The 18637-nt window shown below is 64.8% G+C and carries 14 protein-coding genes and 2 pseudogenes; 10 read left to right on the top strand and 6 right to left on the bottom strand.

Going from position 1 to position 18637, the window contains the following annotated elements; translation table 11 throughout:
- Positions 1-138: 138 nt before the first annotated feature.
- A complete protein-coding gene (locus tag CXY79_RS11595; protein WP_104101516.1) occupies positions 139-1752 on the top strand; it encodes an isocitrate lyase in 1614 nt (537 codons plus the stop codon).
- Between the two features lie 221 nt (positions 1753-1973).
- Here the strand turns inward: CXY79_RS11595 and CXY79_RS16020 are convergent, their stop codons facing one another.
- On the bottom strand, positions 1974-2135 hold the full coding sequence (locus tag CXY79_RS16020; RefSeq protein ID WP_158250278.1) for a hypothetical protein: 162 nt from the start codon (positions 2133-2135) through the stop codon (positions 1974-1976).
- Positions 2136-2685: 550 nt separating this feature from the next.
- Between CXY79_RS16020 and CXY79_RS11600 the strand changes: the two genes are divergently transcribed.
- Positions 2686-3192, top strand: a complete 507-nt coding sequence (locus tag CXY79_RS11600) for a hypothetical protein (RefSeq protein WP_104101519.1) — start codon at positions 2686-2688, stop codon at positions 3190-3192.
- 32 nt (positions 3193-3224) lie between these two features.
- Here CXY79_RS11600 and CXY79_RS11605 read toward each other — a convergent pair whose 3' ends face one another.
- Both CXY79_RS11605 and CXY79_RS11610 read right to left on the bottom strand, forming a co-directional pair.
- Positions 3225-3722 carry an SRPBCC domain-containing protein gene (locus CXY79_RS11605; protein WP_104101521.1) on the bottom strand — a complete coding sequence of 166 codons (498 nt, stop codon included), beginning with the start codon at positions 3720-3722 and terminating at the stop codon, positions 3225-3227.
- Positions 3723-3923: 201 nt separating this feature from the next.
- On the bottom strand, positions 3924-4949 hold the full coding sequence (locus CXY79_RS11610; protein ID WP_104101524.1) for an aldo/keto reductase: 1026 nt from the start codon (positions 4947-4949) through the stop codon (positions 3924-3926).
- A 105-nt stretch (positions 4950-5054) separates the two neighbouring features.
- Between CXY79_RS11610 and CXY79_RS16965 the strand changes: the two are divergent.
- The 5 genes and pseudogenes from CXY79_RS16965 to CXY79_RS11640 form a co-directional block, all read left to right on the top strand.
- Positions 5055-5203 (top strand): annotated as a pseudogene (locus CXY79_RS16965) (IS1380 family transposase); the annotation flags it as partial.
- Positions 5204-6012: 809 nt separating this feature from the next.
- Positions 6013-7317, top strand: a complete 1305-nt coding sequence (locus CXY79_RS11625; protein WP_104101529.1) for a sugar ABC transporter substrate-binding protein — start codon at positions 6013-6015, stop codon at positions 7315-7317.
- Positions 7314-8273 carry a carbohydrate ABC transporter permease gene (locus CXY79_RS11630; RefSeq protein ID WP_233191439.1) on the top strand — a complete coding sequence of 320 codons (960 nt, stop codon included), beginning with the start codon at positions 7314-7316 and terminating at the stop codon, positions 8271-8273. The genes CXY79_RS11625 and CXY79_RS11630 overlap by 4 nt, the downstream gene beginning before the upstream one ends.
- 10 nt (positions 8274-8283) lie before the next feature.
- Positions 8284-9180: a carbohydrate ABC transporter permease gene (locus tag CXY79_RS11635; RefSeq protein ID WP_233191440.1), complete on the top strand. Its 897-nt coding sequence runs from the start codon at positions 8284-8286 to the stop codon at positions 9178-9180.
- Between the two features lie 95 nt (positions 9181-9275).
- Positions 9276-9527, top strand: a complete 252-nt coding sequence (locus tag CXY79_RS11640) for a hypothetical protein (protein WP_104101531.1) — start codon at positions 9276-9278, stop codon at positions 9525-9527.
- 189 nt (positions 9528-9716) lie between these two features.
- Here CXY79_RS11640 and CXY79_RS11645 read toward each other — a convergent pair whose 3' ends face one another.
- Positions 9717-11084 carry an NAD-dependent succinate-semialdehyde dehydrogenase gene (locus CXY79_RS11645; RefSeq protein WP_104101534.1) on the bottom strand — a complete coding sequence of 456 codons (1368 nt, stop codon included), beginning with the start codon at positions 11082-11084 and terminating at the stop codon, positions 9717-9719.
- A 258-nt stretch (positions 11085-11342) separates the two neighbouring features.
- Here CXY79_RS11645 and CXY79_RS16515 point away from each other — a divergent pair.
- The 3 genes and pseudogenes from CXY79_RS16515 to CXY79_RS11665 all read left to right on the top strand — a co-directional run.
- A pseudogene (locus CXY79_RS16515) lies at positions 11343-12307 on the top strand (IS1380 family transposase); the annotation flags it as partial.
- A 67-nt stretch (positions 12308-12374) separates the two neighbouring features.
- Complete coding sequence (locus CXY79_RS16520) at positions 12375-12725, top strand: hypothetical protein (RefSeq protein ID WP_233191441.1); 351 nt, start codon at positions 12375-12377, stop codon at positions 12723-12725.
- A 194-nt stretch (positions 12726-12919) separates the two neighbouring features.
- The gene (locus tag CXY79_RS11665) at positions 12920-13705 is read left to right on the top strand and encodes a sulfite exporter TauE/SafE family protein (protein WP_104101540.1); all 786 of its coding nucleotides are present in this window, start codon (positions 12920-12922) and stop codon (positions 13703-13705) included.
- A gap of 189 nt (positions 13706-13894) precedes the next feature.
- On the opposite strand, the gene CXY79_RS11670 is transcribed toward CXY79_RS11665, so the two are convergent.
- The gene (locus tag CXY79_RS11670) at positions 13895-15268 is read right to left on the bottom strand and encodes an NAD-dependent succinate-semialdehyde dehydrogenase (RefSeq protein WP_104101543.1); all 1374 of its coding nucleotides are present in this window, start codon (positions 15266-15268) and stop codon (positions 13895-13897) included.
- 273 nt (positions 15269-15541) lie between these two features.
- Positions 15542-18565 (bottom strand): aminotransferase, encoded by a 3024-nt coding sequence (locus CXY79_RS11675; protein WP_199186757.1) that lies wholly within the window; start codon positions 18563-18565, stop codon positions 15542-15544.
- Positions 18566-18637 lie beyond the last annotated feature (72 nt).

Consider the following 18637-nt stretch of genomic DNA (forward strand, 5'->3'; position numbering starts at 1 on the left):
CGAAGAAGAATCCCAAAAGTTCTGCCGGGAATCGTGAAGAAGACCGCTTGTTATTGCAGCAGTCTTCAATTAGCAGCCGATAACGGGCCGCCGGAAGCCGTCCAACGCTCTGCACAATTCAACGTCGAAGGAATGCACATGACCATCTATCAAGACGACACCCAGGCTGTCGAAGCTCTCAAGAACGCGGCCGGAAGCAGCTGGGACGCGATCAACCCTGAGTCGGTCGCCCGCATGCGTGCACAGAACCGCTTCAAGACCGGCCTCGAAATCGCCCAGTACACCGCCGACATCATGCGCAAGGACATGGCGGAGTACGACGCGGACTCCTCCGTCTACACACAGTCCCTCGGAGTCTGGCACGGCTTCATCGGCCAGCAGAAGATGATCTCGATCAAGAAGCACCTGAAGACCACGAACAAGCGCTACCTGTACCTGTCCGGCTGGATGGTCGCTGCTCTGCGAAGCGACTTCGGCCCGCTGCCCGACCAGTCCATGCACGAGAAGACGGCCGTTCCCGCGCTGGTCGAGGAGCTCTACACCTTCCTCCGCCAGGCCGACGCCCGCGAGCTGGACCTGCTATTCACCGCCCTGGACGGGGCCCGTACCGCCGGCAACGACGCCAAGGCCGCGGACATCCAGGAACAGATCGACAACTACGAGACCCACGTCGTGCCGATCATCGCGGACATCGACGCCGGTTTCGGTAACCCCGAGGCGACGTACCTTCTGGCCAAGAAGATGATCGAGGCAGGCGCCTGCGCCATCCAGATCGAGAATCAGGTCTCGGACGAGAAGCAGTGCGGCCACCAGGACGGCAAGGTCACCGTTCCCCACGAGGACTTCATCGCGAAGATCAACGCCGTGCGGTACGCGTTCCTCGAGCTCGGCATCGACAACGGCATCATCGTCTCGCGCACCGACTCGCTCGGTGCCGGCCTGACGCAGAAGCTCGCCGTGACCTACCAGCCCGGGGACCTGGGCGACCAGTACAACTCCTTCCTCGACGTCGACGAGATCACCGAGGCCGAGTTGGGTAACGGGGATGTTGTCATCAAGCGCGACGGCAAGCTGCTGCGCCCCAAGCGCCTGGCAAGCAACCTGTTCCAGTTCCGTCAGGGAACCGGTGAGGCCCGTTGCGTTCTCGACAGCATTACCTCGCTGCAGAACGGTGCGGACCTGCTCTGGATTGAGACGGAGAAGCCGCACGTCGCCCAGATCGCCGGAATGATGAACGAGGTTCGCAAGGTCATCCCGAACGCCAAGTTGGTCTACAACAACAGCCCGTCGTTCAACTGGACGCTCAACTTCCGTCAGCAGGCGTACGACAACCTGCTCGCCGAGGGCAGGGACGTGTCGGCCTACGACCGCGCGAAGCTGATGAGCGTCGCCTACGACGAGACCGAGCTCGCTCAAATCGCCGACGAGAGCATCCGCACCTTCCAGCGCGACGGCTCGGCCGAGGCCGGCATCTTCCACCACCTCATCACTTTGCCGACCTACCACACGGCCGCGCTGTCCACCGATGACCTGGCCAAAGGCTACTTCGCCGACCAGGGCATGCTCGCCTACGTCAAGGGTGTGCAGCGTCGAGAGATCCGTGAGGGGATCGCCACGGTCAAGCACCAGAACATGTCCGGCTCCGACATCGGTGACAACCACAAGGAGTACTTCGCCGGCGAGGCCGCCCTGAAGGCCGGCGGCACCAACAACACGATGAACCAGTTCGAGGAACCGGCACTGAGCCACTAGCCCGAGTTCTGCAGAGGTCGCAATGAAGAAGCCCCAGTCGCAGAACTGGGGTTTCTTCGTTGGCCCTCCACCTTGGCCGGCAGGCTGAGGTTGTGCCAATCCTTGCCCGCAAAGGCTTCCACCTGCTCGTCGCCCCCTCGGGGCTGGCCAGACGCCTGCCGATGCCGATGCCGATCGAGCGTCGGTCACCGAGGCCCCGTTCTTCGCCTCGAGCAACCACCTCACGACGCACGAGCCAAACCCGCGGCGAGCGGGGTCGGCGGCTTGCCGGTGAGGCACGCGAGGTCACCGGTGGTCTCACCGAGCAGGCCGTCACGGATATCGGTGTCGAGCCCCACAACAAAGCCCACCAGGCCCGCGTCGAGTCCGAATCCCGTCAGCATGTCCGCGTGCGCGGCCGGGGTGAGGTTGCGGAAGGTGACGTCGCTCCCGATGAGGGTGCCGATGGTCGCCGCCAGCTCGTCGAAGTCTCAGGCGTGGTCGCCCGGGAGCCCGAGGTCTGACCGGCCAGTACGTCGTCCAGCAAGGCATCCGCATATTCGGGGCGGCTGGCCGTGTGCTCGGGAGCCAGCAACCGGGCGGAGGTCGTGGCCTTGGGGCACTCGTGTCGACACGGAGTTGGGCCACGCGCTCGCCATGCGACTCCTGCCGTTCTGGACTGGTTCGCCGGCAACGCCGTGTAACACGTGCACGCGAAATCGCGGATCCCGAGTCAGAACGGCGCAGGCTCGTCGCGGTCCGCCTGCCGTACGGTCTTCTCCGGGGAGGGCAACTTCTCCGCCCGACGCATGCCCGAGAACGCGACCGCGACCGCGACCGCGACCGCCCAACGATGCTGGCGCGGCGTGGTTGCTGATGTAGGGTCACACGCAGCTCGCCCGACTATGCTGACCGCGGCGGCAGCGAGTCGCCAATGCGGAAACGGCGGTGGCGATGAAGCCTTCGGGGTTCGACCTGGATGCCCGGTTGCGGCGCTTCCCGTGGGTGTCGCGGGCCATGAACGCGGAGGCCGTCTACGGCACTGTGCTGACCGCGGGTCTCATTTCCGCGTTCTCCCTGTACAACCCCGGCCTGCCGGCCCTCATCGCCCGTACCGTGGGAACCGTCCTGGTGTTCTGGGGCGCGCATGTGTACGCCGAGATCGTCGGCAATCGGGACCTGAGCTGGCGGGAGGCGGTCCGTGAGGCGCTGCAACGCTCAGCCGGGCTGTTATGGGCGCTCATCGTGCCGGTAGCCGGCCTGATCCTCGCCGCACTCCTCGGGTGGTCGATAGATGCGGCCGTAGACCTTTCACTGTGGGCTGCTGTGGTCACCCTCGCGGTGCTGGGTTGGTGGGCTGCCCGGCAACGGCAGGCCGGTTCACGCGCGAAGCTCGCCACCGCGGCGGGAACGGCGGGCATGGGCTTGGCACTGATCGCACTCAAGGCGCTCGTGCACTGAGCGGGGCGCGACCGCCGGCGACGGCGCTCCGGTCAGGCGCTGTCGTCTTCAGCGAGAAGCCTGTCGATCTGCCCCATGGCCTGGCGCATACCCTCTTCCATACCCAGCTCGGAAATCTGTTGCATTTGCTCGAGGCTCGCAAACGTCGACACTGTGGTCATGCGGGTACGACCGTCGGCCTCCTCCAGAGTCAGCACGGCCCGCACCGAGCCCATCTCGAGAATCGGGTCACCGTTCTCGTCGGCGAAGCCGTCCTCGAATTCCAACCGGCGCGGCGGCTGGATCAGCGTGGTCACCCACCAGCCGGGCCCCTTCTCGCCGTCCGGGCCGGTCATAAAGTAGTTCGACCGGCCGCCGGGCACGAAGTCGTGCCGCTCGAAGGTGGCCGGCCAGGTCGGCGGGCCCCACCAGCGCTCGAGCTGACGCGGGTCCTCCCAGAGCTGCCACACCCGCTCCGGGCTCGCGTCGAAATCCGCCACGAAGGTGAGCGTCAGCGCCTCGGTGTCGGTGTTCGAACTGATGACGGTCATGATTTCTCCTTCGGGGTTTTCGCTTTCTGGTCTCAGAACAGGATGTCGCTTATGTCTTCCGTGGTGAATACCCCGTGGGTATGAAGACAGGGACAGATCGACGGCACGGAGGGCACCTGGCCGTTCGAGAAGTGCACCGGCATGCCGTCGGGTGCGATGGGCAAGGTCGTGGCGGCGACCGGTCCGGCTCGAGCACCGGGCCTAAAAACCGACCACGCGCAAGCGCTGCGCGACCGCCGCCTCACCGTAGGGATAGTCGGAAACGACCGGTGAACTGAGTGCGCCTAACAGTTCCAGGTGCTCTGGGCTCAGTTGCACGTCGGCCGCGGACAGGTTTTCCGCGAGCTGCTTCACACTCCGCGCCCCGAGGATGACCGAGGTCACCGCCGGTTGCACCTCAAGCCAGGCAAGGGACACCTGCGCGCTCGTGGCACCGATCTCGGCTGCAACCTCAGCGACGGCGTCGATGATACGCCAGGTGCGTTCCTGCTTGTTGCGCGGACCCCAGGCTTCCATCCCACGCGCGGGATCCTCACCGAGGCGCGTTGCTCCGGTGGGGTCCGTGTCGCGCCGGTACTTACCCGACAACCAGCCTCCGCCGAGGGGCGACCAAGGGAGAAGCCCCAGGCCCGCGTCGAGTGCGGCCGGCACGATCTCCGATTCGATTTCGCGCACGAGGAGGCTGTACTGCGGTTGCAGGGTGACCGGCGGCGTGAAACCGAGCGCCCGCGCCACGTACACGGCCTTCGTCAGCTGCCAACCCAGAAAGTTGGAGAAGCCGTAGTAGCCGATTTTCCCGCTCCGGATGGCGTCGTCGAGAAAGCGCAGGGTCTCCTCCAGCGGCGTCAACGCGTCCCAGGCGTGCAGTTGATATAGGTCGACGTGATCCGTGCCCAGCCGGCGCAGCGAATCGTCAAGTGCCCGGTTCAGATGCCGGCGGCTGGTTCCCCGATCGTTGGGGCCGGTGCCCATCGGAAACCTGCCCTTGGTCGCGAGAACGATCTGCTCACGCTCGGTCGGGTGCGAAGCCAGCCAGGACCCGATCATTTCCTCCGAGACCCCGGAGCTGTAGACATCCGCGGTGTCGACGAAGTTGCCGCCTGCCTCTACATATGTGTCCAGAAGTGTGTGTGCCATCTCCTGATCGGCCTCCGCGCCGAAAGTCATGGTGCCGAGGGCGTAGGTCGAAACGACCGCGCCGCTGTTGCCGAGTGAGCGATATTCCATGTGCGATTCCTGTTCTTTTTCGAGGCGGAGTGCCCGAGACCCTGCCATCAGTCTCACACGCTCGACTACGTCGATACCGCCCGTCCGTTGACCTGAGGGCCACCCCGGGCGACCCTGTTCGACACCCATCGATTCCATGCCTTCTTCACCACCAGCACCGTCGACACCGTCGCCGCCGACACAACCCACCGCACTCACGCCACGATAGCGCTCGTGAATGCCGACCTTAGAGCAGTTCCTTGGCGCACCTGCCCGAGCACTGGCCCTCGGAGAAACCCAGGACGGCCCTGTTCGACCAGAACTTTCGACCGCGACAACCCGACCCCACCTGACCAAGCAGCGGACACCGGCATCAACAGGAACACCAGCGGAACACCCCGGGCCGCGAGACCCGGACCGCATCCGCGCCTGAAACTCTCAAAGCCCCCCACAAAACCGATATCAGAATTCCCTCACAAGCCAGCCGGTGGACTTAGGCTAAGCAGCCGTGCTCGTCGGCCGTGCGGCGCGAGTCCTCACGGTCGAGCCAGTCTCCCAAAAGCTGTCTCTCGGTCGCGGTGAGCACGGTTGTGTCGGCTAAAGACGCTCGAAGCCGCACAGCAGCAGTGACCGCAGCGGACCCGACTGTCGGTCCGGCGTCGTTCAGGACAGATGCGAGTACCGCTTCACGAGTGCGATGGGATACCTGGAAGGTCGGAAACGTCGAGAATCCCGGCTTTGGCTGCGCGGTGGAGAGGACCGGCGAGAGTGGTTGCTGCCGCCACAGAAGCGGGAATGGTTTGACCTGGCCGCGATCCGCTATATGGCGGGTGGCTGCACACCGGCCGCGCGGCTGACGGCACGCGTGGACACTCCATCACGCCCGACGTTGACAAGGAGGGTCGTCGCGGCAGCGATGAGCCGAGCGCGGGTCTTGCGCCCGGTGTGAGTCAATTCCTTTTGCACATTCCGACGGCGACAGACGGCAGTTGGCGGCAGCCAGGGTCGTGATAATGTGCCAGTGGAATCAGTGTACGTAACTACTGAAATCTGAATCTCCCAGACCCAGCTGAAGGATCCCTGAATGGATTTTAGCAGACGTCATTTCTTGATCGGCTCCGGAGCGGTGTCACTACCCCTGCTCCTGTCAGGATGCGGTTTCGCGCCGCAGCAGTCAACCTCTACGGCCACGGGGTCAAAAACGTTGACATTCACTACGTGGGGAACAGACGCGGAGCTCGCAAGTTTCGCTCGTGCCATCGCGTCGTTCGAGGAGGCTAACGCGGGAACGAAGATCGAGCTGAACTCGGTTCCCTACGGACAGATGTTCACCAACATTGATGCCCAGCTGCAGGCGGGGAATCCGCCGGACATCTTCCGCGTGCCGTATTACACGTTTGGCAGTTACGCCGGTCGGGACCAGCTTTTGGACTTGAGCCCGTACCTGGAATCCGGATTTTCCGATCGCTTCACCGACGCGGCCTGGGCGGCCGTGCAGGGTAACGATAAGCCGTTCGGGGTGCCTCACCACACCGATACCTCAGTGATCCTGTACAACAAAGCCATTCTGGAACTGGCCGGGATCACGTCGGTTCCCACCTCTCTCGACAGCGCCTGGACGTGGGACGAGCTGTCCGAGGTCGCCGCGACCCTGCGTGCCGCCCAACCCGCAGAGGCCTACCCCATGGCCTACAACTGGCAGGGTAATGGCGTCACCCGCTGGCTTAGCCTGCTCTTCCAGGCGGACGGCCGGTTCCTGGACACGAACCTCACCGACCCTGCGATCGACTCGGCCGCAGGGTTGGCTGCCCTGGAATTCTCGTCAAGCTTTTTCACGAAGAACTTCGTCCCGCCGAACAACACCATCAAGTCGGCCACGTTCGCGAGCGACACCTGGTACTCGCAGACCTCGGCGATGGTTTGGTCCGGTGCGTTCGCTATCCCGGATGCCACGAACACACTCGACTTCGAGTGGGGCGCGACGTTCGCGCCACGTGGCAAGCGCGGTGGGGGCGACTTCGGGGGGAATGCGCTCGTCGCCACTGCGGGCACCGCCAACCCGGAGCTCGCCGCAGCCTTCCTTGACTTCGTCACGGGCGGCACGCAAATGCGCGACTTCTGCGAGACCGCCTCACTCCTGCCGACCCGTAAGGATCTCAGCGAATCGGGCATCGCTTTCGATGTACGTCCCGAGCTCGCCCCCATCTTCCTCAGCCAGGCTTCAACGGTGCGCGCCAAGGACTCAAGCCAGGTGGCGTCCCCCGACATGTCGAGAATCATCACCGTACTCCAGGACAACCTGGAATCGGCCTTCGCCGGTTCGACAAGTACCGCAGACACTCTGAAATCAATCGCAGAAGGGATCGCCCAAACCACGGGCAATTCGTGACAAAAGTCGCCGTCGAGCAGGACCGGGTCGCGGGCACCGTCGCGCCGTCGCTTACGCTTCCAAGGCGCCCGGGGCGTCGTAATGGTAAAACCGTGCGCGAGGCACTCGCGGGGTGGCTGTTTCTGACCCCGAACATGCTGCTGCTTTGCCTATTCGTGCTCGTCCCGCTCGTGTGGACCGTGGTGATCAGCTTTCAGGAGACCAACGGGTTCGGGGTCGGTGAATACGTCGGTGTCGCCAATTATGAGCGCCTTCTTGGCGATCCGCTCTTTTGGAGATCCACGGCGAACACCCTGCTGTTCACAATCATCGTGACGCCTCTGTCGATGGTCCTTGGCCTCGGCGCAGCCGTGCTATTCAACTCGATCCTTCCCGCCCGAGGCGTGTTCCGTTCCATTCTCATCATCCCGATGGCTATCTCGGGCGTCGCCACCGCACTGATCGGTGTACTCGTTTTCAACGAGAACAACGGCATCCTCGACAATTTGATCCGATTTATCGGACTTCCGAGCGTTAACTGGCAGTCCGGTGGATTCGCCGCGTTCGTGTCTGTTGTTCTCGTGACGTTGTGGTGGAGGGTCGGATTCAACATGCTCATCTACCTGGCGGGCCTTCAGAGCATCGGCCCCGAACTCTATGAAGCGGCCGAACTGGATGGGGCGGGTTTCTGGGTCCGATTCCGGAATGTGACAGTGCCCCTGCTTGGCCCGTCGTCATTCTTTCTGCTCATTCTGAACGTCATCTATTCCTTCCAAGTCTTCGACATCGTGTTCGTGATGACCGGCGGCGGCCCACAGAATGCCACATCCGTGCTTGTCACCTACGCCTATGACACGGGTTTCGTGACTCGCGACCAGGGTTACGCCGCCGCTATCGGTGTCGTGCTTCTTCTCGTAACCTTTATCTTCACTGCGGTACGGTGGCGAACCAGCCGCAGCCGGGACCTGGTCGAATAAGGACACAATCGTGACAACATCCACCCTCTCGCCAGCGCCGGCGACCCGCAGGCAGAAGACAACAAGATTAGGGGCGCCGCGCTCGCGCAGAGGCTCGCGACGGGGGCTCGTCGCCCGCATCGTTGCGGCGATCCTCATCAGCATCGTTGTGCTGTTCCCGCTGTACTGGATGCTTGTAGTCGCGTTCTCATCGCGGTCCGAGCTGCTGGGTGGCACACTGCGTCTCTGGCCGCGTACCATGACAGTCGGAAACTTTGAGCGCGTCCTCGCAGGGTTCCCGATTGCCACATGGTTTAGCAATTCCATGGCGATCTCGATCACGGTGGCAGTTCTCACGGTGCTCGTCAACCTGTTAGGCGGGTATGCCCTGTCGCAGCTCAAGTTCCGCGGTTCGAACGTCGTTTTTCTCATCGCCCTGACAACGTTGATGATCCCCGTGCAGGTGATTATGGTGCCGCTGTTTCGGCTCGTAACGAACCTCGGGCTTTACGGCAGCTACTGGGCGGTCATCCTGCCCACGGCCGCGAGCGCTTTCGGGTTGTTCCTCGCACGCCAATTCATTCTCTCCATCCCGCGCGACCTGATCGAGGCGGCGCGCATCGACGGGGCTAGCCACTTTAGAGTGTTCACGAGTATAGTTCTGCCGCTCTCAAAGCCGCTGATCGCTGTGCTGTTCTTCATGACGCTGCTGCAGTCCTGGAATGATTTCGCCTGGCCACTTATCGCCCTCAAGCAGAACGAACTCTTCACCCTGCCGATCGGCCTGCTCTACTTGCAGGGCCAATTCGGGTCGGATTTAGGTGCAACGATGGCGTTCGCCCTTATCAACGTGGTGCCCATGGTGGTGCTGTTTCTGGTGTTCCAGCGCTTCTTCGTGCAGGGATTCGCGCGTAGCGGCATCAAATAGGTGTGGCTTGTGAATTCGTCAAGTATCCGACCCGATGTGGCCGGGCTGGGACCGGGTCGAGGCGGCGATCCGCCCGACGTTGCGCGCATCGATGAATGCTGTTCGTGGCCGACCACGATGACGTCAGCGCTTCGGGTCCGGCTGCGGCATCCGCACGTGTCGAGCCGACCATTGTTTTTGAGTCGAGCACGCTGGGTAAGCAAGCGTGGCCGCGGCATCCGCGGGCCAGCACCAACCTGGCTGATCACCGTTCCGCGCTCGAACTGGTGGGCGCTGGTCTGCTCAACCCGGAGAACCGGTGGCAACCTGTGAAGATCCACAACAAGGCGACGGAGGTGGACGCATGATCGTGCTGCTCTCGCTGTTCGTCAACGATGGTCGAGCGAAAGTCGAACTCGCGGTCGCCCACGGAAAACGCGGGTTCGGCGGTCGCTAGGCGCTGCGTGAACGCCAGGACGACCACGAGGCGGCACGAGCAGTTTTCGCGTGCCGCAGACTCGGCGACTGAACGGCGTTCGCCTGGGTCTGCGATGGGTCTAGCCGATACGAATGAGTTTCTTGTTCACGAATTCGCTGGCACCGTAGCGTCCGAGTTCGCGACCGAAGCCGCTTCTTTTCACTCCGCCGAACGGTAGCTCCGCGCTGCCGGCGTTGACGAGGTTGACGTAGACCATGCCGGCCTCGATGCGGTCGGCAACCCGCAGTGCCTGCTCGGGATCGGTCGTGAACAGGTAGGAGCCGAGCCCGAACGGAGTGTCGTTCGCGAGGGCGATGGCTTCATCTTCTGAGCCTGCCCGGTAGACGAACGCTACGGGGCCGAAGAACTCCTCGTGGTATGTGTCGTTGTCTCGCGTGACATCGGTGAGCACGCCAGACGGGTAGAAGTTACCAGACCGTTTGCCAGTGCCCGCCAAGGTCGCTCCCTGTGCGACTGCACGCTCGACCTGCTCCGCGAGATGTTCGGCCGCGTCGAGGGACGAGAGGGGTCCGTAGTCTGCCCCGGGGACGGTCGGGTCGCTGGGAGAGCAAGCCAGGATGGCGGCGGTGAACTTCTCCGTGAACTCATCGTAAAGTTCATCGATCACGATAAATCGCTTGGCGGCGTCGCAGGCCTGCCCGCCATTGCGGAGGCGACCGGCAACGGCGGCATCCACTGCGGCGGCCATGTCGTCGGTGCTCAGCAGAATGAACGGGTCTGATCCGCCCAGCTCCAGCACGACCTTCTTGAGGTGACGACCGGCCACCTCGGCAACGGCCGCGCCGGCGCCCTCCGAACCGGTGAGGGAGACGCCCTGCACCCGCGGGTCGGCGATGATCGTGGCGACCTGCTCGCTGTCCGCGTACACATTGGTATAGGCACCAGCCGGAAAGCCTGCGTCGTGAAAGATTTGCTCAATCGCCGCGGACGACTCCGGGCACTGCGACGCATGCTTGAGGATGATCGTGTTGCCTGTCATGAGGTTCGGTGCGGCGAAGCGCGCAACCTGGTAGTACGGGAAATTCCACGGCATGACACCGATCAGCACACCGAGCGATTTGGAACGCATGAACGCGGAACCCTCGCCGCTCAGCAGGGTGATTGGTTCGTCCTTCAGAAATTCCTGCGCGTTGTCGGCGTAGTACCGGTAGATGTCGGCGGCGTAGTCGACCTCGCCGAGCGCTTGATCGACGGGCTTGCCCATCTCGCGCACGATCATGGCCGCCAGCTTGTCACGGCGCTCCTCATGCAAATCGCCGACCCTGCGCAGGAGTGTGGCCCGCTCGTTGGTTGAAGAGCTGCGTGACCAGCCGCGGTGGGCCTCATCCGCCGATGCGATAACCTGCTCGATTTCATCAGCAGAAAGCTGGGCGTAAGTTTTGATGGTTTCGCCTGTGGCGGGGTTGACAACGGCATGGTGGCTCACGAGCCACCTCCTTTCACGGTCGGACTATGTTCCGGAAATTGGCACTGATACGAGCCAACCATGTTCGCGGGATTTGTCAAGGCGAATGAGGCCAGCGGAAGTTGCGGCGGCTCGTTTCGTCTCGGTGTGGTCTTCTTAGCCTGAATCCACGGGTCGACGTGGGATTTTGACGGCGCGATATACCAAGAATACCCAGCTGATCAGGTAGATAGAACTTGTCTAGAGTTTGAATTTACCAAACAGATGAGCATCTTGTAGATGCAAGCTACCCACACCGACCGCACCGTTTCTGCATCATTTACCGACCCGAATCTTGTGTCGTGCGCTGAGTTGGTCCCGATCATGAAATTGGCCGCCAGAGCGGGGCTGGCGACCCTGGCCGATCAGTGGCTGACCGTCCCCGCCGACAAGGGTGCCAACGCCGGCTTGAAAGTCACCTCACTGGTCGGAGGGATGGTCGCCGACGCAGACTCGATCGACGACCTCGCGATTCTTCATCACGGCGGCATGCGGAAGGTCTTCACCAACTGATACGCGCCGTCGACGTCGGGGTCGTTCCTGCGCGAGTTCGCGTTCGGTCACGTCCGGCAGCTCGACGCCGTCGCCTCACGCTTCATGCGGGGCCTCGCGCCCGAAACCCCACTGCTCGTGCACGACACCGACGGCTACATCTTCCTCGACATTGACGACACCATCATCGAAGTCCACGGGTACCAGAAGGAAGGCTCCGGCTACAGGTACTCCGGCGTGCGCGGCCTCAACGTGTTGCTCGACGCGCTGAAAACTGACGTGTCAGTGCCGATCATCATCAGCGCCGATCATCATCAGCGCCGATCATCATCGGTCAACGGCTCCGCCGCGGTGCGTGCGGGTCACAGCGCGGCGCCGCCCGTTTGATCCGTGATGCCCTCGCCACCACCAAACGGCTCCACGGAGCCGAAAAAACGCGCGCGCTCCTCTGCGCCACTCTGCCTGCTACGGTCACGCCTCAATCAGTGCGGCCCTCACAGCCGGTGCCGACGTCTCCGTCACCGCCCGCGTGAACCCCGCCATCAAACGAGCGATCGGAACGATCCCCGACAACGCCTGGACAGCGATTGCATACACCAACGCGATCTATGACAACAGCACGAAAACGTGGATCACGTAGCACCGAAGTCGCCGAGGTCCCGTTCACCGCGTTCACGTCCCGCAAGAAGGCCGAGAACATCACCGGACGCCTGGCTGCCTCGTGTTCGCGTGGCGTGACACGGCCGGCAAGGGCGGCACTACCAACGCACCACCGCGCAGGTGAGCCCCCGGGTCTTCCGAGTCGCGGCACTTGCCGTTCCCACTGAACGCGAGAAGTCCCAGCTGTACATCCAGCGTTACCTGGAGCATTTCCCCGCAGCCGGCGAGCTGGTCCTCTTCGACCGCAGCTGGAACAACCATGCGGGCGTGGAGCGGGTGATGGGTTTCTGCACTCCGGATCAGACCGAGCACTTCCTGCGGATGACGCCGCTGGGCGCTTTGGTATGTCGCGCATACCGACGACAAGAAGAGGGTTCGCCTCGACATCATCAGCCACCTCCTCAGCCTGGTGCCATACGTGCCGTTCCCTGGGCTCGACGTCAGGCTCCCCCAGCGCCAGAAGCGCGGTGACTACCGGGGGCCGAAGCTGACGGTTCGACAGATTCCGACCCCGTTCATAGTCACGTCGCGATGCCCGTCGCGATGGGGAGCCGGTGATGCAAGCCACAACCGCAGCATCCACTGCCCCGGTGCCGGCCATCGCCTGAACCAGCTTTCCTGAACTAGCCTTGACCTGCACGGTCCAACGGCGGGTGGGGGTAGATGTGACATTGCTTGAAGGTGCGATCATCCTGATCGCCGGGCTGGCCGCGGGAGTCATCAACGTGGTCGCCGGCGCCGGAACACTCATCACCTTCCCCGTTCTCCTGGCGTTGGGCGTGCCGCCGATCACGGCGAACGTGTCCAATACCGTGGGTCTGATCCCTGCGTCCATTGCCGGCGCCCACGGCTACCGACGCGAGTTGCGGTCGCAGTGGCGCCCCGTAGCTGTGATGGCGATCTTCTCCGCCGTGGGCGGCATCGTCGGCGGTCTGCTCCTGCTCGCCCTGCCCGCACAGGCGTTCGCCGGCGTCGTGCCCTTCCTGCTGCTGCTGGCCGCGGTGCTCTCGGCGATCCAGCCTCGGGTGGCCGGCTTCGTGCGACGTAAGGCGCCGGCGGCACCCGCCGGCACACTGCTGACCAAACCGGATACGCGTCCCCTCACCCTCGGGCTCATTCTCGGGGTGCTCGCGACGGGCGTGTACGGCGGGTATTTCGGTGCCGCCCAGGGGGTCGTGCTGCTCGCACTGCTGGGCATACTCTGGTCCACCGACATACACCGGGCCAACGGCACCAAGAACGTGCTCGCCGGAGTCGCGAACATCGTATCGGCGATCATCTTCATCTCCAGCGGGACCGTGGACTGGAGAATCGCTCTCCTCATCGGCATCGGCTCCGCGGCGGGCGGCTGGTTGGGTGCCCGTATCGGCCGCACGCTCTCCGCGCCGGTACTGCGCACCATCCTGGTCGTGGTCGCGGTGACCGCCGCAGTGGTGCTCTTCCTGAGCTAGGGGGCGGAGCCGCCCCGGCCCGGCGCCGAACCAATTCGACGGAGATTTTGAGGCAGCGCGCAGTTTTGGGCAGGTTTGGAGCCGTTTCGGCCCAAATCTCCGTCGAATTCGTCAGGGAGACCGGATGCCGCAGTCTGGCGCGGGTGGGTGGCGCGCCACCGTCTGAGACGGGCGGCGCGCCACCGCGTGTCACCTGAGGATGCGAATGAGCTTCTTGTTGGCAAACTCCGCGATGCCGAAGCGTCCCAGTTCACGGCCGAAGCCAGATCTCTTCACTCCACCGAAGGGCAGCTCTGCTCCGTCGAGGAGCGAGCCGTTGATGAAGACCATCCCGGCGTCGATCTGGTCCGCCACCCGCAGGGCCTGTTCCGGGTCGGTGGTGAAGAGATACGAACCCAGGCCGTACGGGACGTCGTTGGCCACCTGCACAGCCTCGGCCTCGTTCGCCACGCGATAGACGGCGGCGACCGGGCCGAAGAACTCTTCCCGGTAAGCGTCACTCTGAGGGGACACGTCGGTCAGGACCGTCGGAGAGAAGAAGGCGCCCATGCGGTTTCCCCGCGCGGTGACGGTTGCGCCCTGGGCTTCGGCGCGCTGGAGCTGTTCCTCGAGGCCCTCGGCGGCACCGAGGGAGGACAGCGGGCCGAGCGTGGTGTCCGGCGACGTGGGGTCTCCGGGAACGTTGCCGGTGATCTTCGCTGTGAAGCTCGCCAGGAAGGCGTCGTACAGGCCGTCGATCACGATGAAGCGCTTGGCCGCGTTGCAGGACTGGCCGGAGTTGTCGAGGCGAGCGTCGACGGCGGCGTCGACCGCTTCGTCCATATTGTCCGTGCTGAGCAGGATGAACGGGTCGGATCCGCCCAGTTCGAGCACGACCTTCTTGAGGTTGCGGCCGGCGACCTCCGCGACCGCCGCACCCGCGCCTTCAGAACCGGTCAGCGACACACCGCAGACACGGGGGTCCGGAATGATGATGTCGGAGATCTGAGCACTGGAGGCGTAGACGTTGCGGTATGCGCCGTCGGGGAAACCGGCATCCGTGAAGATCGCCTCGATCGCGGCAGCGGACTCGGGGCACTGCGAGGCGTGCTTGAGCAGGATTGTGTTGCCGAGAACCAGGTTCGGACCGGCGAAGCGGGCGACCTGGTAGTAGGGGAAGTTCCACGGCATGATCCCGACGAGCACTCCGAGGGAGGCGCTCCGAATGAACGCCGAGCCTTCACCACCGAGCAGCTCGATCGGTTCGTCGGCGAGGAAGGCCTCGCCGTGGGTCGCGTAGTAGGAGTAGATATCGGCCGCGAAGTCGACCTCGCCGAGGGCCTGCGCGACGGGCTTGCCCATCTCGCGCACGATGAGCTCGGCCAGATGCTCACGCCGCTCGGTGTGCAGGTGCGCGACACGCTGCATCAGGGCCGCGCGCTCGGCGACAGACGTGCGGCGAGAGAACTCACTGTGCGCACGGTCTGCGGCTCCGATGGCCTCGGTCACCTCAGCATCGGTTGCCAGAGTAAAACTCGGTCCGCTGTCCCCGGTGGCGGGGTTCGTGACTGTGTACTTGTTCATATTTTCTCCCCAAGCTTGCTTCGTTGACGCCGATCAAGACGGGACCGCTGCTGCCGGAGCCGGTCGCGCCCGTGTCGTTACAGTCTGCCGCTGTCAGGGGTTTTGGCCAGCCATTTTGGTGAACTTTTTCGGCCTTCCGGGTCTGTCACCGGATTCCGTTCAACTGTCAGGCGGCACAACCCGTCGGCGTTTCAGTCGAGGCCGCGAGCGCAAAGCGCCGCGAGCTCGGCGCGGGGGTGCTCGGCGCGGGGGTGGTCAAGCACGTCGTGCACGCTACCAGCCGCCCTGCAGCACCTCGTCGAGTCGGTCGACGAAGAAGTCCGCGCTCTCCCGACTCAAGCACAGGGGCGGCTTGATCTTCAGCACGTTCTGCCTCTCCGAGGTGGGCTGCACGATCACGCCGAGCTCCAGCATCCGTTCGCAGATGGCGGCGGTCTCGCTGACCGCCGGCTCCAAGGTGTCCCGGTCGCGCACGAGTTCCACCCCCATGTACAGGCCCAGGCCGTGCACCATCCCGATCAACGGATGCCGTTCCGCGAGTTCTGCAAGCCGGCCTGCCAGGTGCCGGCCGACAGCATCCGCATTCTGCTGGAGGGATTCGTCCCGGATGACGTCGAGCACGGCCAGCCCCGCGACGCAGCTGACCGGACTGCCGCCGGCCGAGGAGAAGAAGTTGCCCTCCCTGGCCAGGGATTCGGCGATGTCCCGGCGGGTGAGCACCGCGCCGAGCGGGTATCCGTTGCCCATCGCCTTGGCCACCGTGAGGATGTCGGGCACGACGCCCTGCTGCTGCACGCCCCAGAAGTGGCTGCCCAGCCGGCCGTAGCCGACCTGCACCTCGTCGGCGATGCACAGCCCGCCGCGTGCACGGACCTGCTCGTAGACACGGGCGAGGTAACCCGCCGGGGGCACGACGCCGCCGGCATTGCCCAGCACGGGCTCGCAGATGAACGCGGCCAGGTCAGCCCCCGGGCCGTCCGGATCGGCCAGCAGCCGGGCCAGGTCGGCCGCGTACTCCCCTGCCGCCCCGGCACCGCGATGCGTCCCGCGATAGGAGTTCGGAACATCCGCGATGTGCACCCAGTCGGGCCGGGAGGCCAAGGAGAAAGGGTTGTCGTAGGCCGAGGTCGACACCGCGTCGGAGGCCGACGTCCAGCCGTGGTAGCCCTCTCGTAAGGCGACGACGTTGCTGCAGCCGGTGTGGATCCGGGCCAGGCGCAGGGCCAGGTCCACGGCCTCGCTGCCGCTGTTGACCAGAAGCACGGTGTCGAGGATGGGATCCGGTGATGTCGCCACGATGTGTTCGCAGAGGTCGGCCAACGCCGAGTAGAGGAACCGGGAGTTCGTGTTGAGCAACGCCAGCTGATCGCTCACGGCACGGGTGAACCGGGGGTGGCTGTGCCCGATCACGGCGACGTTGTTGACCATGTCAACGTAGGAGCGCCCGTGAGTGTCGATCAGCAGTTCCTGCCAGCCGCGTTCGATCTGCGGCGGCCGTTCGTAGTACTTCTCCTGCGCCGCGGCCATCATGGCACCGCGCCGGGCCAGTTCGATCGCCGGGTCGACGACGGATGCCTGCGGCGCCAGCCCAAGCAGCCGCGCCGGGTCCGGTGCGAGGGTTGCCCACGCGGCGGCCCGGGAGGGCTGGGTGAAGTGCGGGACCGGCAGACCCGGGCGAGCGAGCTCCTGCACGGTCACCCGAGCAACCGGGCTCGCGACGCCCACGGGCTCCCCTGCGGCGATCGCGGCCCCCGGCACGAGGTTCGACACGATGCCGCCGATGCGCAGCCCGAAACCGGCCAGCGTCAGAACCAGAGTGTCGCCTCCGATCTCGGTGACCGAGGCAGCCGCGGGCGCGACGATCACCGAACCGGCAGGCAGGAAGACCTCGGTGAACAGCGCGAACGTGTCGGGTTCCCGGCGCGAGTGCGGCGGGGTTCGGGTGAGCCGGAACTGGCCGTAGGGGGCGACGGCGGCGCTGCGTCGGGCGAGGGCGGCCTGCGCGAGCCGCCACTCGGCATCCGTTGTCTGCCAGAGGCCGTCGGCCAGGGCCGGGCTGGTCACGGTGAAATCGAGCATTTCGTAGTCGCCGTCGGCGAGCGCGGGGATCATCGGCACGGTCGTCTGTTCGGGCACGGTCGTGTGTTCGGGCACGGTCGTGTGTTCGGCACCAGTGTGCGGCCGCCGACCGAGCGCCTGCCGGATGGCCGCGTCCGCTTCCTCCCAGCCGATCGCGCTGGCTGCGGCGAAGACCTGCCACTCGGCGTCCATCCGGTGCCTCGCGTAGTCGTTGTCCGCGTCGATCTGCACCTGCTGCTCGCCGCTGGCCACCAGCACCGCCCCGCGGAGCACGATCAGCGGCCAGAGCGCGGTGATCTCGGCCTCGGTCAGGGGAACGACCTCGTCGAAGGCGACGATCGCCTCGAGGGCCGCCAGCGGATTGTCCGGCATGTGGTGCAGAACGGATGCCGCCGTGACCGCCAGCTCCGCGACCAGCCACCCGGTGGCCAGATCGCCGAAGTCGATGACCCCCTCGGGCACGTGGTGGCCGTTCGGCAGCACCCGGCAGATTACGTTGTCGTCGGTGATGTCCCCGTGGATGGTCTGCAGCCGCAGCACGGAGGCCACAGCCGCCAGACGTGCGGCGGCGCTGTCGGCGATGGCACGGAGCTGATCCCTGGTCTCTTCCGCCGGCACCCAGCGCATCAGCAGGTCGATCACGGTCTTCGCGTTGCGCAGGTCCCACTGCAGCGTGCGGTCGAGGCCGTCCGCCGCGAAGTCACGCAGGTGCAGCGACGTGGTGCCCGAGAGCCGGCCGAGCGCCCGGACCACCGGCGGGGCCAGATAGCCCCGCGCCTCGAGCGACGGGCCCTCGAGGAAGGTGAGTAGCCGCACCGGGAGGAGGGCGGCATCCGTTGCGTGCCAGTGCTGGCGGCTGAGGCCGTTCAGCCCCCGCACGGGCTGCGGCACGCGCATGCCGCGCTCGGTTAGGAACACCATCACCGCGTCCTGCGCGGCCAGCTCGGCGGCTGAGAAGGCCGGGTTGTCGACCTTGAGCACGTAGCGCTGCGTCGCTCCCCCCGCGGAGTCACCGGCGGAGTCACCCGCGGAGTCACCGGTGGCGGCACTGGTGGCGGCACCGGTGGCGGTGATCAAAAAGTTGCGGTCCTGTTGGCTGCCGAGCTCGCGGGCCGTGCCGGTGATCCCGAAGAGCGAGGACGCCATCGATTCGGCGTCGGCCGCGGTGATATCCGGGCGCACGAGCCCTTGGCCGCTGAAGAAATCAAAACCAGGCACGTCGACGCTCCTCGCAGATAGTGCAATGAATCCTGCCAGTTTGGCACCAGGGCCGCTCGTTCTGTGCGCCCA

Origin of the sequence: Cryobacterium sp. M96 (genome assembly GCF_002929845.1) — a bacterium.
GTDB lineage: Bacteria > Actinomycetota > Actinomycetes > Actinomycetales > Microbacteriaceae > Cryobacterium > Cryobacterium sandaracinum.